This window comes from Streptomyces sp. TAA204 (assembly GCF_000424965.1).
The window spans coordinates 180,096-193,579 of record NZ_AUKW01000004.1 but is presented as its reverse complement, the minus strand read 5'-3'; the positions used below and the strand labels follow the sequence as shown (position 1 = coordinate 193,579).

The 13,484-nt window shown below is 71.8% G+C and carries 14 protein-coding genes; 6 read left to right on the top strand and 8 right to left on the bottom strand.

Annotated elements, in window-relative coordinates; translation table 11 throughout:
- Positions 1 to 4 precede the first annotated feature (4 nt).
- On the bottom strand, positions 5 to 613 hold the full coding sequence (locus H343_RS29795) for a DUF1003 domain-containing protein (RefSeq protein WP_051264864.1): 609 nt from the start codon (positions 611 to 613) through the stop codon (positions 5 to 7).
- Complete coding sequence (locus tag H343_RS29790) at positions 603 to 1,934, bottom strand: magnesium transporter MgtE N-terminal domain-containing protein (protein ID WP_051264862.1); 1,332 nt, start codon at positions 1,932 to 1,934, stop codon at positions 603 to 605. The genes H343_RS29795 and H343_RS29790 overlap by 11 nt, the downstream gene beginning before the upstream one ends.
- A 234-nt stretch (positions 1,935 to 2,168) precedes the next feature.
- Between H343_RS29790 and H343_RS0109165 the strand changes: the two genes are divergently transcribed.
- Entirely contained in the window at positions 2,169 to 2,873 is a 705-nt protein-coding gene (locus tag H343_RS0109165) for a hypothetical protein (protein WP_486586834.1), read from the top strand.
- Positions 2,874 to 2,935: 62 nt separating this feature from the next.
- On the opposite strand, the gene H343_RS0109160 is transcribed toward H343_RS0109165, so the two are convergent.
- Complete coding sequence (locus H343_RS0109160; protein WP_028430880.1) at positions 2,936 to 3,466, bottom strand: hypothetical protein; 531 nt, start codon at positions 3,464 to 3,466, stop codon at positions 2,936 to 2,938.
- 106 nt (positions 3,467 to 3,572) lie between these two features.
- Positions 3,573 to 4,688 carry a magnesium and cobalt transport protein CorA gene (locus H343_RS0109155; protein ID WP_028430879.1) on the bottom strand — a complete coding sequence of 372 codons (1,116 nt, stop codon included), beginning with the start codon at positions 4,686 to 4,688 and terminating at the stop codon, positions 3,573 to 3,575.
- Between the two features lie 468 nt (positions 4,689 to 5,156).
- Between H343_RS0109155 and H343_RS0109150 the strand changes: the two genes are divergently transcribed.
- From H343_RS0109150 to H343_RS0109135, 4 genes are all read left to right on the top strand, one after another.
- Positions 5,157 to 5,744, top strand: a complete 588-nt coding sequence (locus H343_RS0109150; RefSeq protein ID WP_028430878.1) for a suppressor of fused domain protein — start codon at positions 5,157 to 5,159, stop codon at positions 5,742 to 5,744.
- Positions 5,745 to 5,932: 188 nt separating this feature from the next.
- Positions 5,933 to 6,571, top strand: coding sequence for a DUF6758 family protein (locus H343_RS0109145; RefSeq protein ID WP_028430877.1), 639 nt, complete (start codon positions 5,933 to 5,935; stop codon positions 6,569 to 6,571).
- 244 nt (positions 6,572 to 6,815) lie between these two features.
- Positions 6,816 to 7,676, top strand: coding sequence for a PHP domain-containing protein (locus tag H343_RS0109140; protein WP_028430876.1), 861 nt, complete (start codon positions 6,816 to 6,818; stop codon positions 7,674 to 7,676).
- A 230-nt stretch (positions 7,677 to 7,906) separates the two neighbouring features.
- Positions 7,907 to 8,512, top strand: coding sequence for a MarC family protein (locus tag H343_RS0109135; protein ID WP_028430875.1), 606 nt, complete (start codon positions 7,907 to 7,909; stop codon positions 8,510 to 8,512).
- A gap of 6 nt (positions 8,513 to 8,518) precedes the next feature.
- Here the strand turns inward: H343_RS0109135 and H343_RS0109130 are convergent, their stop codons facing one another.
- Positions 8,519 to 9,436: an alpha/beta fold hydrolase gene (locus H343_RS0109130; protein WP_028430874.1), complete on the bottom strand. Its 918-nt coding sequence runs from the start codon at positions 9,434 to 9,436 to the stop codon at positions 8,519 to 8,521.
- A 203-nt stretch (positions 9,437 to 9,639) separates the two neighbouring features.
- A complete protein-coding gene (locus H343_RS0109125) occupies positions 9,640 to 11,295 on the bottom strand; it encodes a DEAD/DEAH box helicase (protein ID WP_037903105.1) in 1,656 nt (551 codons plus the stop codon).
- A gap of 486 nt (positions 11,296 to 11,781) precedes the next feature.
- Between H343_RS0109125 and H343_RS0109120 the strand changes: the two genes are divergently transcribed.
- Complete coding sequence (locus tag H343_RS0109120; RefSeq protein WP_028430872.1) at positions 11,782 to 12,510, top strand: ferritin-like fold-containing protein; 729 nt, start codon at positions 11,782 to 11,784, stop codon at positions 12,508 to 12,510.
- A gap of 94 nt (positions 12,511 to 12,604) precedes the next feature.
- Here the strand turns inward: H343_RS0109120 and H343_RS29785 are convergent, their stop codons facing one another.
- Both H343_RS29785 and H343_RS0109110 read right to left on the bottom strand, forming a co-directional pair.
- A complete protein-coding gene (locus tag H343_RS29785; RefSeq protein WP_051264860.1) occupies positions 12,605 to 12,895 on the bottom strand; it encodes a hypothetical protein in 291 nt (96 codons plus the stop codon).
- A 148-nt stretch (positions 12,896 to 13,043) separates the two neighbouring features.
- Positions 13,044 to 13,274: a DUF3107 domain-containing protein gene (locus H343_RS0109110; RefSeq protein ID WP_028430871.1), complete on the bottom strand. Its 231-nt coding sequence runs from the start codon at positions 13,272 to 13,274 to the stop codon at positions 13,044 to 13,046.
- Positions 13,275 to 13,484 lie beyond the last annotated feature (210 nt).

Sequence of the window (13,484 nt, the reverse complement as noted above, 5' to 3'; positions counted from 1 at the left end):
GCGGTCACATCTGATCGTCCGGGCCCCGGCGTGCCTCCCGCGCCTCCGCCGTCCCGTGACCGGGGGGCTGCTGCCGGGGGTGTTCGAGGTCCTTGACCAGCTCCTGCAGTTCGGAGCGGATCCAGTCGCGGGTGGCGACCTCGCCGAGCCCCATGCGCAGCGAGGCGATCTCGCGGGTCAGGAACTCGGTGTCGGCGATGCTGCGCTCGTTCTGCTGGCGGTCCTGTTCGAGATTGACCCTGTCGCGGTCGGCCTGGCGGTTCTGCGCGAGGAGGATCAGCGGCGCCGCGTAGGACGCCTGCAGCGACAGCGCGAGGGTCAGGAAGATGAACGGGTACTCGTCGAAGCGCAGCGGCGCCGGGAGCAGTACGTTCCAGGCGATCCAGACCGCGACGACGAACGTCATCCAGACGATGAAGCGGCCCGTGCCCAGGAAGCGTGCGATCTCCTCGGACAGCCGCCCGAAGGCGTCCGGGTCGTACTCCGGGAGCAGCCGGCGGCGCGGGGCGCGCGGCACGTCCAGCCGGCCGCGGCTGTTCCGTTCCCGTTCCCGCTCGCGTTCCCTCTCCCGTTCGCGCTCCCGGTCCCTGTCCCGGCCCCGTTCAGCGGCCATGGGGTGCGACTCCCTCCGCGTTCGTTCCGCCCCCACCGGGAAGCCCCCGCGCCGCGTCCTCGCGCCAGTCGTCGGGCAGCAGGTGGTCGAGCACGTCGTCGACCGTGACGGCGCCCAGCAGATGCCCGTCCTCGTCGACGACGGGCGCCGCCACGATGTTGTACGTCGCCAGGTAGCTGCTCACCGACGGCAGCGTCGTCTCCGGCGGCAGCGGACGCAGGTCCGTGTCGACGATCGAACCGACGAGCGTGAAGGGCGGGTCGCGCAGCAGCCGCTGGAAGTGCACGACGCCCAGGTACTTCCCCGTCGGGGTCTCGTCCGGGGGACGGCACACGAAGACCTGCGCGGCGAGCGGCGCGGACAGGTCCTGGTTGCGCACCCGTGCGAGCGCGAGCGCGACGGTGTCGTCGGGCTGGAGCACGATGGGCTCCGTCGTCATCATGTTGCCTGCCGTGCCCTCCTCGTACGACAGCAGCCGCCGTACCGGGGCCGCGTCCTGGGGCCGCATGAGTTGCAGCAGGCGTTCCTTGTCGGGTTCGGGCAGCTCGGAGAGGAGATCGGCGGCGTCGTCCGGGTCCATCGCCTCCAGGACGTCCGCGGCGCGTTCGTCACGCAGTTCGTCGAGGATCTCGATCTGGTCGTCCTCGGGCAGTTCCTCCAGTACGTCCGCCAGACGGTCGTCGTCGAGCGCCGCCGCGACCTCGACCCGGCGTTTTGCCGTCAGGTGGTGCAGGGTGTTGGCGATGTCTGCCGGGCGCATGCGCTCGAACGTGGCGAGCAGTGTGGCCGCGCCCTGTTCCTTCTCCTCCAGCGCGAAACCGGAGACGGCGGACCACTCGACGGTCAGGGTCTCCCCGCGCCGTCTGAGCGCACCTCCCTTACCGCGCCGCATGCGGCGTACGAACACCTTGTCGATCTGCCAGTCGCGCCGGGCCGGGAGCTGCTGCATCCCCACGTCCAGGACGGTGACCTGCTCACCGGTCTCCACCAGGGTCACGCGGCGGTCCAGCAGCTCGCCCAGAACCAGCGTCTCCGCGGGCCGCTGTTCGAAGCGCCGCATGTTCACGACGCCGGTGGTGATGACCTGGCCGGACTCCACGCCCGTCACCCTCGTCATGGGTAGGAAGACCCGCCGCCGGCTGACCACCTCGACGACCAGCCCCAGCACGCCCGGCGCCCGCTCACGGCCCGGCCGGGACTCACCCGGGCCGGGCAGCATGACGACGACGTCGCGCACCCGCCCGACCTGATCGCCGTTGGGGTCGAAGACGGCGATGCCGGAGAGGTGCGAGACGAAGACCCGGGAGGCGCCTGCGGCCATCTGTCGGGGCCCTCCTCATCCGTCCGCGATCCGGTGCATCCGCACTCTTTGCCGGGTTCAGCCTAGCCTGGCGGGTCGCTGTGAGACCGTGCGCGATGGTCCGGACGGCTGCCGTCCGCAACGGGGTACGACCCCCGGTAAGGTGCGGTTCCCCGGTCCGATCTCCAGGAGGTTGCCGACGTGGTTGGATGCGCCCGCACGCGACGGAGGGCGACCCTGTCAGGGGTCCTCTGCGTGGGTCTCACAGCGGCCCTGGCCGCATGTGGGAGCAGCGATCCGGACGAGGGGACCAACGGGGTCGGCAAGCTGTCCGCCGCGCGTATCGAGAAGAGAGCCCGGGCCGCGGCGGAGAAGGCCGACGCGGTCGAACTGTCGGGCAACGTCGTCAGCAAGGGCGTCAACTACCGCCTGAAGATGCGGCTCAAGCAGGACGGTGCCACCGGCAAGGTCTCCAGGGGCGGTTCGACGTTCGCTCTGCTGCGCGTCGCCGAGGACCTCTACCTCAAGGCGGACGCCGACTTCTGGGCCCGGCAGGAGAAGGGCGGCGAGGAGCCGTCCAAGGCGGACGTGGAGGCAGCGGGCAAGCTGGAGGGGAAGTATGTGCGCGTGCCGCCCGGCGATCCGGCCTACAAGCAGCTGAGCGGCTTCGCGGACATGCGTGTGCTGCTGGAGGGTCTGCTGGCGATGCACGGGAAGCGTGCGACCGGCGAGCGGGGTGAGGTCGGCGGCGTACGGACCGTCCGCGTCACCGCGGGGGAGGGGAGCGGCGGCACCCTCGACGTCTCGCTGATCGGTGCTCCCTACCCGATGCGGGTGGAGCGCGGCGGCGGTGCCGGCACGCTCGAACTCGACGACTGGAACAAGGACTTCGAGCTGAAGGCTCCGGCGAAGGACCAGGTCGTCGACTACGGCAGGAAGATAGCCGCGAGCCGGGGCTGAGCCTGTCCGGGCCCGGCGGCACGTCCCGGCCGGCGTGTGCGGTGTGTGCGGCGCTTGCGGGGTCAGGAATCCGCCCGGCGCCGCCTGCGGAAGAGGAGTCTGGGCAGCGCAGCGGGAATCCGCCGCCGCGTCGTCGCGCGAGTGGGCAGCGGCACCGCCGCGTGTGACCCGTCGGGCATGGTGCCGGGCTGCTGTACGGGCGCACCTGCGGGCTCCAGCCGCAGCACCCGGCACTCCCGTGCCCAACGCTCCGCCACGGTCTGGAAGTCGGGCGCGTTGAGCCGCTTGCCCCGCAGCTCCGCGACCGCCGCTTCCCAGCGTTCGTCCCGCGGGGGCAGTTCGACCACGCGGGCGGGCCAGACCACGAGCCGTCCGCCCTTGTCCTTGCTGCGCACGCTGACGGTCGCCGTGCCGCCGTGCGTCAAGCCGAGCCCGTCCAGGGGCTGTTCCAGCGGTCCGCCGCCGACGAGACAGACGGCACCGTCGTGCCACACGTGCCACAGCGAACGCGCCGGGCCCTCGGGCCCGCGCACCCAGACGAGGCCGGACTTCTTGCTGGCCTCCTCGACGAGGGCCTGATCGAGAAGCGTCATGCGGGCAGGCTACCGGGCACGGCCCGCCCCGGGGTGCCGAGGCCGGCGGGCGTCGCGGGCCGTGCCGTCAACGCCGGGCGTCAACGGAGCCGCCCGGTGTCACCGTTCAGAGCCACCCGTTCCGCTTGAAGCCCCGGTAGATGGCGACACAGATCGTCGCGGTGACGGCCATCACTGTCGGATAGCCGTATTTCCAGTGCAGTTCAGGCATGTAGTCGAAGTTCATCCCGTAGATGCCCGCGATCATGGTGGGAACCGCGAAGATGGCGGCCCATGACGTGATCTTGCGCATGTCCTCGTTCTGGGTGACCGTCGCCTGCGCGAGGTTGGCCTGGAGGATCGAGTTGAGCAGGTCGTCGAAGCCGAGCACCTGCTCGTTCACCCGCGTCAGATGGTCGGCGACATCGCGGAAGTACTTCTGGATCTCCGGGTCGATCACGTGCATCGGACGCTCACTCACCAGCTGCATCGGCCGCAGCAGCGGCGACACCGCGCGCTTGAACTCCAGCACCTCCCGCTTGAGCTGGTAGATGCTGGAGGCGTCGCCCCCGCGCCGCCCGTTGCCCGCGCTGTTGGAGAAGACCTCGATCTCCACCTCGTCGATGTCGTCCTGCACGGCGTCGGCCACCGCGAGATACCCGTCCACGGTCTGGTCGGCGATGGCGTGGAGCACGACCGAGGGGCCCTTGGCGAGCAGTTCCGTGTCGTCCTCCATGCGGTGCCGCAGCGCACGCAGCGAACCCTGGCCGCCGTGCCGGACGGTGATGATGTAGTCCCGGCCGGTGAAGCACATCACCTCGCCGGTCTCCACCACCTGGCTGGTGGCCGTGAGTTCCGCGTGCTCCACGTAGTGGATGGTCTTGAAGACGGTGAAGACGCTGTCGTCGTAACGCTCCAGCTTCGGCCGCTGGTGCGCGTGCACCGCGTCCTCGACGGCCAGGGGGTGCAGGCCGTACTCCGTGGCGATGCCGGAGAACTCCTGCTCGGTCGGCTCGTGCAGACCGATCCACACGAACTCGCGGCCCTCGCTGGCGCGCACCCGGCGCAGCGCCTCGCCGGGGCTCGAATGGGCACTGACGCGCTGCCCGTCGCGGTAGACGGCGCAGTCGACGACCGCGGTGCCCGCGGCGTCGGTACGGGTGTTCTCGTAGAGGTGTGCCGAACGGCCGCCCTTGCGCAGGGACGGGCGTACGGCGGCGCGCAGGTCTCGGATCATCGACATGCTGGCTCCTCGTGGATGCCACGCCGTCGTCCGGTCAGTGCTGCCCGGAATGTGGGCCTACGGCCCCCGCGGGGACGCGGGAGTGCGGAGGTCTGCAAAGCGGGTAGCGCTCGGGGCCGGCCCGGACGGCGTCGGCTGGTTCGCAGTCGGACGGGATGGAGCGGAACTCGGGCGCTCTTCCCTCGCGCGGACCCGGTGGAAAAGAGGCCCCCCTGAGGTTTGGCCGGTGAACCGGCCGGGGAGAGGGGCGTTCAGGAGCGGGGACGCGGTGGCGTGACGGAAGAGCAGTTGGTACTGCACGGTCGACTCGTATCCATGTCAGTCCCACCTCCTCCGGCCGGTCTCCCTTGGGAGACGGTTCGCATGCCTGACCAGCAGCCAACGGTAACACCGCTCAGAGGCCCCTGAGTCCGTTGCGGCCGCCGGGGCCGGCACTTTGCCGGGTCCTTACGCGTCTATCCTCGCGCCATGGCTGACGTATCGAAACTTGTGGAGGCACGGCTGCGTTCGGCTCTGGGCGAGCCCGACGCCCGGGCGTCGGTGACCTTCCTCGGTACCGAGCGCATCGACGTGCTGCGCTTCCTGGACGGCGACATCGCGAGGTACGCCACGCTCGGAATGTCGGCCGCCCCCATGACCGACCCGGCAGCCGTGCTCGCCGACCCCGAGACCGGCCCGCGCGCCGAACTGCTCCTGTCCGTGCGGGCGGGCACCGCCGAGACCGACAAGGTGCTGCGCCCGCTGGCCGTGCTCGCGGCCTCCCCCCAGGTCGAGGGGGTCGTGGTGGCGCCCGGCGCCTCGCTCGACGTGGGTGGACCGCTCTGGCCCGGTGCGCCCTTCACATCCGTACTGGTGGCCGAACCGGGCGGTCTCGTAGAGGACTTGGAACTGGACGCGCCTCTGGACCCGGTGCGCTTCATGCCGCTGCTGCCGATGACGCCGAACGAGGCGGCCTGGAAGCGGGCGCGGGGAGCGGCCGCGCTGGAGGAGCGGTGGCTGCGCCACGGCACGGATCTGCGCGACCCGCTGCGCGCGTCGGTGCCGCTGGCCGACTGACGGTGCCGCTGCCCGGCCGGTGCGGACCGGTACGGACCGTGCGGACCGATACGCATCGGCACGGATGATGCACCTGAGGCGCGGGAGGCGGCAGTTTTGCGTCGCAGGACCGCCGAGGGTCGCTCCCCGGCCAACTTCGGGCAGGTGATCCTTGACGTGGGCGCGGGCGGGGAGGACCGTTGTGCCCCATGAGGGGCGAACCCAGTTGCCCGAAATGCGGTGGCCGGGTGCGGGCGCCCGGACTCTTCGCCGACTCCTGGCAATGCGACATGCACGGCACGGTCCACCCGCTCCAGCCTGTCGTCCCCCCGAGCGTCGAAGCCCTCGCCGTCGTCGTCGGACGTACGAAGGTGCCCGTGTGGATGCCCTGGCCGCTGCCGGTCGGCTGGCTCTTCTCCGGCGTCGCCTGCGCGGGCGACGACCGCAGCGGTGGACGGGCCACGGCCGTCGCCTGTTCCGGGCCGGGACCGCTCGGGGGCATGGGGGAACTCATCCTGGTGGCCGAGGAGCTGGGGGTGGGTCTCGGCGCGCGGTACGCCGGTGTGGACGGCCCCGACCCGGGTGAGGGCATGTGCGTCGACAAGGCGCCACCCGTCAAGGTGCTGGCGGCGGGACGGCCCACGCCGCTGTGGAACGTGACGGGGGCGTCGAGCGACCGCGCGGTCTTCGCGGGCGAGGCGTGCGGCCTGTGGCTGTGGGCGATCGTCTGGCCGGAGCAGTCCGGACTGCTGATGTACGACGAACTGGTCCTCACGGACCTGCGTGACGCCGGCGCGGAGGTCGACCTGCTGCCGTGCGGCACGCTCTCGTCGCGCATCCTGTCCTGACCGTCCTCCGTCTCCCCACTCCCGTCTCCCCGCTCCCGCATCGGCTCTGCGCCCTCCGTGCCTGCGGCCCTCCTCCACCCTCCGTCCGCGGGCACCGGACGCTTCCCCGCGCCCCGCCGCCGGCCCGTGGCGCGACGGGCGGCCGAACAGCCGCGGAGGTGGGCGGAGGAGGCACAGCGGGGACGGCTATCCTGAGAGCACCCCCTGCCGCCGTCCGTCCCCGTCCCTGGCTGGAGTCCGCCCCGTGCGCATCGACCTGCACACCCACTCCACGGCTTCGGACGGCACCGACACCCCGGCCGAACTCGTACGCAACGCGGGCGCCTCCGGCCTCGACGTCGTCGCACTCACGGACCACGACACCGTCTCGGGCCACGAGGCCGCAGCAGCGGCGCTGCCCCCGGGACTCACCCTGGTCACCGGTGCCGAGCTGTCCTGCCGGCTGGAGGGCGTCAGCCTGCACATGCTGGCCTACCTCTTCGACCCCGCGGAGCCCGAACTCGCCCGCGAGCGCGAACTCGTGCGGGACGACCGCGTCCCCCGCGCCCGCAGCATGGTCGGCAAGCTGCGCGAACTGGGCGTCCCCGTGACGTGGGAGCGCGTCGCCGAGATCGCCGGGGACGGCTCGGTCGGACGCCCCCACATCGCGACCGCCATGGTGGAGGCGGGTGCCGTCGCCACCGTTTCGGACGCCTTCACCGAGGAGTGGATCGCGGACGGGGGCAGGGCGCACGCGGAGAAACACGAGCTCGACCCCTTCGACGCGCTGCGCCTGATCAAGGGGGCGGGCGGTGTCGCCGTGTTCGCCCACCCGCTCGCGGTCAAACGCGGCCAGTGCGTGCCGGAGAGCGCCGTCGCGAACCTGGCCGCCGCGGGTCTCGACGGGATCGAGGCCGACCACATGGACCACGATCCGGCCACGCGCGCCCGGCTGCACGGCCTGGCCGCCGACCTCGGGCTGCTGGCCACGGGCTCCAGCGACTACCACGGAAGCCGCAAGGAGTGCCGCCTCGGCGAGTACACCACCGACCCGGAGGTGTACGCCGAGATCGCCGCACGGGCCACCGGCGCCGCGCCCGTCACGGCGCCCGAGAAGGGTCTGTGAAGGGCTGACACGGAGGGGCAGCTGCTGCCCGCCGGAGGTTCCCGTGCCCGTCGGAGGGTCTGGGGGTCCACGCCCCGTCACGCCCGTCCGGTCCGTCACGCCCGTCCTCACCCCGCGACGTCCCCGACTCTTCCCCCTTCCCCCGCTCTGTCCGTACCTCTCTCCCTTCCTCCCCATCCCCGCCTCCCGTACGGCCGCGCGCCGTGGGGGCCTGACAGCAAGGCATCGCCGTGTTCGACTTCGCACTCTTCGGGTCCGTGTTCATCACCCTGTTCGTGATCATGGACCCGCCCGGGATCACACCGATCTTCCTCGCACTCACCTCCGGCCGGCCGGTCAAGGTGCAGCGCAGGATGGCTCTCCAGGCGACAGCCGTGGCGTTCGGCGTCATAGCCGTCTTCGGCCTGTGCGGGAAGCAGATACTCGACTACCTGCACGTCTCCGTGCCCGCCCTGATGGTCGCCGGGGGGCTGCTGCTCCTGCTCGTCGCCCTGGACCTGCTGACGGGGAAGGCCGACGAGCCGTCCCAGACGAAGGAGGTCAACGCGGCCCTCGTCCCGCTCGGCATGCCGCTGCTGGCCGGGCCCGGTGCCATCGTCTCCGTCATCCTGGCCGTGCAGCGCGCGGACGGCGCCGGCGGTCACCTCTCGGTGTGGGCGGCGATCTTCGCGATCCATCTGGCGCTGTGGCTGGTGATGCGCTACTCGCTGCTGGTCATCCGGGTCATCAAGGACGGCGGTGTGGTGCTCGTCACACGGCTGTCCGGCATGCTGCTCTCGGCGATCGCGGTGCAGCAGATCGCCAACGGCGTCAGGCAGTTCATCACCGGGGCGTGACGCGCGTCAGCCGGGGGCCGCGTTCCAGAACTCCGTGAGCGCGCGGGCCGTCTCCTGCGGGTCCTCCGCGTTCGGAGAGTGCCCGGCCCCGGCCACGACCGTACGCGCGGCGCCCAGCCGCACGGCCATCTCGTCCAACAGGGGTACGGGCCAGGCGTAGTCGACCGAGCCGGACAGCACATGCACGGGAAGCGGCACCCGCCCGGAGTCCGTGCCGGAGACGGCCGCCGCGAGTTCGGCGACGCGGTCCGGCTCCGCGATCAACTGCTGCGCCGTCGCGGACAGCTGTTCCGGCACATGCGCCATCCACCGTCTGTGCAGGAACTCCGCAACCTCGGCGGGCGTCTGCTCATCGGCCGCCTCGACGGGATCCAGCTCGCGCATCGCCTGCCAGACCTCCTCCATCGTCATCACCGGCAGCGCGCCCAACAGCAGTTTCAGACGGTGCTGTTGGCCGCTGGAAACGGCCGCGGGCCCGCTGCTCATGAGAGTGAGGGACGCGAAGGGCCCGACGTCGCGCAGCACGCTCGTCCGGGCGATGAGACCGCCGAGGGAGTGCCCCAGCAGATGCACCCGCGGCCGCCGGCCCTCGCCGCCGTCCCCGCCGCTGCGGCCCTGCCGCAGTGCGTCCGTCAGTGCCAGTACGTCCCGGGCGAGCTCGGTCTGCGCGTACGCCTGCTCGCTGCGCGGCCCGTCCGTCTCGTACTGACCACGCCCGTCGACGGCCACGGCCCGGTAGCCGGCGTCGGCGAGAGGCTGCAGCAGGGCGATGAAGTCTTCCTTGCTGCCGGTGAAGCCGGGCACCAGCAGCGCCGTGCCCAGACGGGCCTCACCCCCGTCGAGTACCGCGAACTCGCCGCGCGCGGTGGGCAGTCGGTACGCGCGGGCCGACGACGGCAGTTCGAGGAAGGGCGGCTTGCTCATGTGAGGACGCTACCGCCTGACCGCCCCGGCGACCGCTCCTGGCGAGACGGGCGGGCCGGACGGCACGACGGCGCGACGGCGCAGGCCCGGTGGGCGGGAACGGCGCACCGGGCGGGGCCCGGCGGCCTCTCGGATCTCCCGAGAGCCCGCCGGGCCCTGTCGTTCGTCCCGCCGTGCGGCCGTGGACCGGTCGCGGCGACGGATCAGCTGTCCGGGGTGGCCTTGCCCTGCGATGCCGCCTTCGTGCTGCCGCTCCGCGTCCGCGTGCGGCGCCGGCGCGGCCGGTCGGCGCTCTCGCCGGACACTTCCGGCGCCGCCTGTCCCTGCGGCCGGCGGTCGGTGGCGGTCGCGGTGGCCGCGCTCTTCTCGGCGGCCGCGGAAGTCCCCTCCTGCGTACTGGAGGCCGCACCGCTGCCACCACGCGTACGGCGGCGACGGCGGGGCTTGCGTGCACCCGGGTCCTCGCCCGTCGCGGACGGTGTGACCGCGGAGCCGTCCGCCGCATCGGACGCTGTGCTGTTCGCCGTGCCGTCCGCGCCGTCCGCGCCGACCGGTTCGCCGTTGCGCGTACGGCGGCGCTGGCGCGGGGGCCGGGTCCGCCGGGGCCGCGCGGCTTCCTCGGCCTGGCCGTCGCCGCGGCCGCCCCGGCCGCGTCCGGGGCTGCGCCCCGTCTCGCCCAGGTCCTCGACCTGCTCGGCCGACAGCCCCGCACGCGTACGCTCGTTGCGCGGCAGGACACCCTTGGCGCCCGAGGGGATGCCCAGCGCTCCGAAGAGGTGCGGGGAGGTGGAGTAGGTCTCCTCCGGGTCCGGAAGGCTCAGCTCCAGAGCCTTGTTGATCAGCTGCCACCGGGGGATGTCGTCCCAGTCGACGAGCGTCACAGCCGTACCCGAAGCGCCCGCACGGCCCGTGCGTCCGATGCGGTGGAGGTAGGTCTTCTCGTCCTCCGGGGTCTGGTAGTTGATGACGTGCGTCACGTTGTCGACGTCGATGCCGCGCGCGGCAACGTCCGTGCAGACCAGCACATCGACCTTGCCGTTGCGGAACGCGCGCAGCGCCTGCTCGCGCGCGCCCTGACCGAGGTCGCCGTGCACCGCGCCGGCCGCGAAGCCGCGCCGCGTGAGCTGGTCGGCGACATCGGCGGCGGTCCGCTTCGTACGGCAGAAGACCATCGCGAGCTGGCGGCCCTCGGCCTGCAGGATGCGGGCCACCATCTCCTGCTTGTCCATGGAGTGGGCACGGAAGGCGTGCTGCTCGGTGTTGGCCACGGTCTGGCCCACGTCGTCCGGCTCGGAGGCACTGATGTGCGTGGGCCGGCTCATGTACCGGCGGGCGAGGGAGATGACCTGGCCGGGCATGGTCGCGGAGAAGAGCATGGTCTGCCGCTTGACCGGCAGCATCTGGATGATCTTCTCGACGTCCGGGAGGAATCCCAGGTCGAGCATCTCGTCGGCCTCGTCCAGGACGAGCGTGCGCACGTCCGAGAGCCGCAGCTTCTTCTGGCCCGCGAGGTCGAGCAGCCGGCCGGGGGTGCCGACGACGACGTCGACGCCCTTCTTGAGGGCCTCGACCTGCGGCTCGTAGGCCCGGCCGCCGTAGATCGGCACGACACGCACGTTGCGCACCTTGCCGGCCGTCAGCAGGTCGTTCGTGACCTGCTGGCACAGCTCACGCGTCGGGACGACGATGAGGGCCTGGGGGGAGTCGGTGAGCAGCTCCGGTGCGGCCCGGCCGTGCTCGACGTCGGCGGGCACGGTGACGGCCTCGAGGAGCGGAAGGCCGAAGCCCAGCGTCTTGCCGGTGCCGGTCTTCGCCTGGCCGATGACGTCGCCGCCGGCGAGGGCGACGGGGAGGGTCATCTCCTGGATGGGGAAAGGGGTACTGATGCCGACGGCCTCGAGGGCCTCGGCGGTCTCGGAGAGGATCCCGAGATCTCGGAAAGTCTTGGTGGACAGGATGCTGGCCTCTTCTGTGTGACGCGCGAGGAGGCGGCGAGGAGGGTCGTACCGCAGATTCCGGAGGCGGCGTCTTGCCGGCCCGCCGGACTGTGCGGGACCACTGGCTCTCGCTCAAGCGCACTTCACGCGAGCGGTCCCCCATGGTCACGGGACGTGTGGGGATCACGCGCCACGTGGAGGGCGGTCGGGTCGGAGCCGATCGGGCCTCCGACCGGGCATCCGCAGTCTTGCGTACATGCGTCCCGCCGCATACGGCGGGAGCCAATATCACTGTACCCCGGATCCGCGCATGTGTACCGGGGCGATTGTTGTGTACGGGTTCCCTGAGGTGCGTCAGGCGCGAACCGGGGGCTTCCGGGCCAGGTGAGGACGGCTATCGTGCACAGCATGGAGACGCCTGAGAAGACCCCCGCCGAGCAGACCGGTACCGCCACCCAGGACTGGGCAGCGGCCTCCGCCGACCCGACCTACCGTGCGGCCGTCGTTGACCTCCTGGGGGCCCTGGCATACGGGGAGCTCGCCGCCTTCGAACGCCTGGCGGAGGACGCGAAGCTGGCACCCACCCTCGCCGACAAGGCGGAGCTGGCTTCCATGGCCTCCGCGGAGTTCCAGCACTACGCGCAGCTGCGGGAGCGGCTCACGGTCATCGACGCCGATCCGACCGAGGCCATGCAGCCCTTCGCGGCGCCCCTGGACGAGTTCCACCGCCAGACCGCGCCCTCGGACTGGCTGGAAGGGCTGATCAAGGCGTACGTCGGGGACTCCATCGCCTCGGACTTCTACCGCGAGGTGGCCGCCCGCCTGGACTCCGACACCCGTGCACTGGTGCTGGGGGTGCTGGACGACACCGGGCACTCCAGCTTCGCGGTGGAGAAGGTGCGTGCCGCCATCGAGGCCGACCCCAGGGTCGGCGGACGGCTCGCGCTGTGGGCGCGGCGGCTGATGGGGGAGGCCCTCTCGCAGGCGCAGCGCGTGGTCGCGGACCGGGACGCGCTCTCGACGATGCTGGTGGGCGGCCTTGCGGACGGTTTCGACCTGGCGGAGGTGGGGCGGATGTTCTCCCGGATCACCGAGGCGCACACCAAGCGGATGGCGGCGCTGGGTCTGGCCGCGTGACGGCCCGCTGAATTCGCGGCCCTTCTGACGCCCGGACGAGGGACAGATGACTGAGCGTCGGGCTTGACCGCGGGTCGTGGCGTCCGGCCACTGCTCAGGCGCCGGGAGGGCCCGCGACGTTCGCCGGCAGACCGGCGGCCGGGCGGGCCTTCTCGACGATCAGCAGTGAGAGGATCGCCACACTCACCACGGCCGCGACCGGCAGCGTCACAAGAGGATGACCCCCGCCCACGGCGATCCGGCAGACGACACCGCCCAGCAGCGCGGCTGCCGGGCCCGTGGTGAGTACGAGGGGACGGCTCGGGAGCCGCTCGGGCAGCTGCCGGACCGCGGCGTATGCGATGACGAGTCCGAGGAACGCGGAGCCGAGTGCCTCCCAGATCACGGGACCTCCTCGGGGGTGGGCGACCGGGCGGGTCGGCTGTGAAGGTCGGTCGTTCCCGTACTCCCCTTGTGAAGCACACGTGAAACGACGGCCCCCCGAAAGATTCGGGAAGCCGCCGCCGTGTGGTGCGTGTGCCTCGGACGGACCCTCAGATGGTGCCGAATCCCACCTTGCGGCCGGTGTGTTCACCGATCTCGACGTAGGCGACGCGTTCCGCGGGAACGAGGATCCTGCGGCCGTGCTCGTCCGCGAGACTGATCATTTTCGAGCCGCCCTCGGCCAGTGCGGCCGAGACCACGCTCTCGACTTCGTCGGGAGACTGCTTGCTCTCGAAGACGATCTCGCGGGGCGCCTGCTGCACGCCGATCTTGACCTCCACGGCTATGTCCCTCCGAACGGTCAGTTGCTTACGCGGTCAGCCGCGCTGTACGAAGCACACATTAGCCGGACACGGACGCGCTGCGGCGCCCTGCCTCCCACGCCCGCAGCGAACACGCGCACGGGGCCCCGCGGACGGCGGCCTCGCGAACGGCGAACGCGCGCACTGATGAGTGCGCGCACAGCGAGAGCACGCACAGCGAACACGCGG

What these genes read in the sequence shown, in the direction of transcription:
- H343_RS0109120 (WP_028430872.1), top strand. Translation starts at nt 11,782, where the DNA reads ATGGAGACGCCTGAGAAGACCCCCGCCGAGCAGACCGGTACCGCCACC.
- H343_RS0109130 (WP_028430874.1), bottom strand. Translation starts at nt 9,436, where the DNA reads ATGAGCAAGCCGCCCTTCCTCGAACTGCCGTCGTCGGCCCGCGCGTAC.
- H343_RS0109150 (WP_028430878.1), top strand. Translation starts at nt 5,157, where the DNA reads ATGGCTGACGTATCGAAACTTGTGGAGGCACGGCTGCGTTCGGCTCTG.
- H343_RS0109160 (WP_028430880.1), bottom strand. Translation starts at nt 3,466, where the DNA reads ATGACGCTTCTCGATCAGGCCCTCGTCGAGGAGGCCAGCAAGAAGTCC.
- H343_RS29790 (WP_051264862.1), bottom strand. Translation starts at nt 1,934, where the DNA reads ATGGCCGCAGGCGCCTCCCGGGTCTTCGTCTCGCACCTCTCCGGCATC.
- H343_RS29795 (WP_051264864.1), bottom strand. Translation starts at nt 613, where the DNA reads ATGGCCGCTGAACGGGGCCGGGACAGGGACCGGGAGCGCGAACGGGAG.
- H343_RS0109125 (WP_037903105.1), bottom strand. Translation starts at nt 11,295, where the DNA reads ATGACCCTCCCCGTCGCCCTCGCCGGCGGCGACGTCATCGGCCAGGCG.
- H343_RS0109155 (WP_028430879.1), bottom strand. Translation starts at nt 4,688, where the DNA reads ATGTCGATGATCCGAGACCTGCGCGCCGCCGTACGCCCGTCCCTGCGC.
- H343_RS0109145 (WP_028430877.1), top strand. Translation starts at nt 5,933, where the DNA reads ATGAGGGGCGAACCCAGTTGCCCGAAATGCGGTGGCCGGGTGCGGGCG.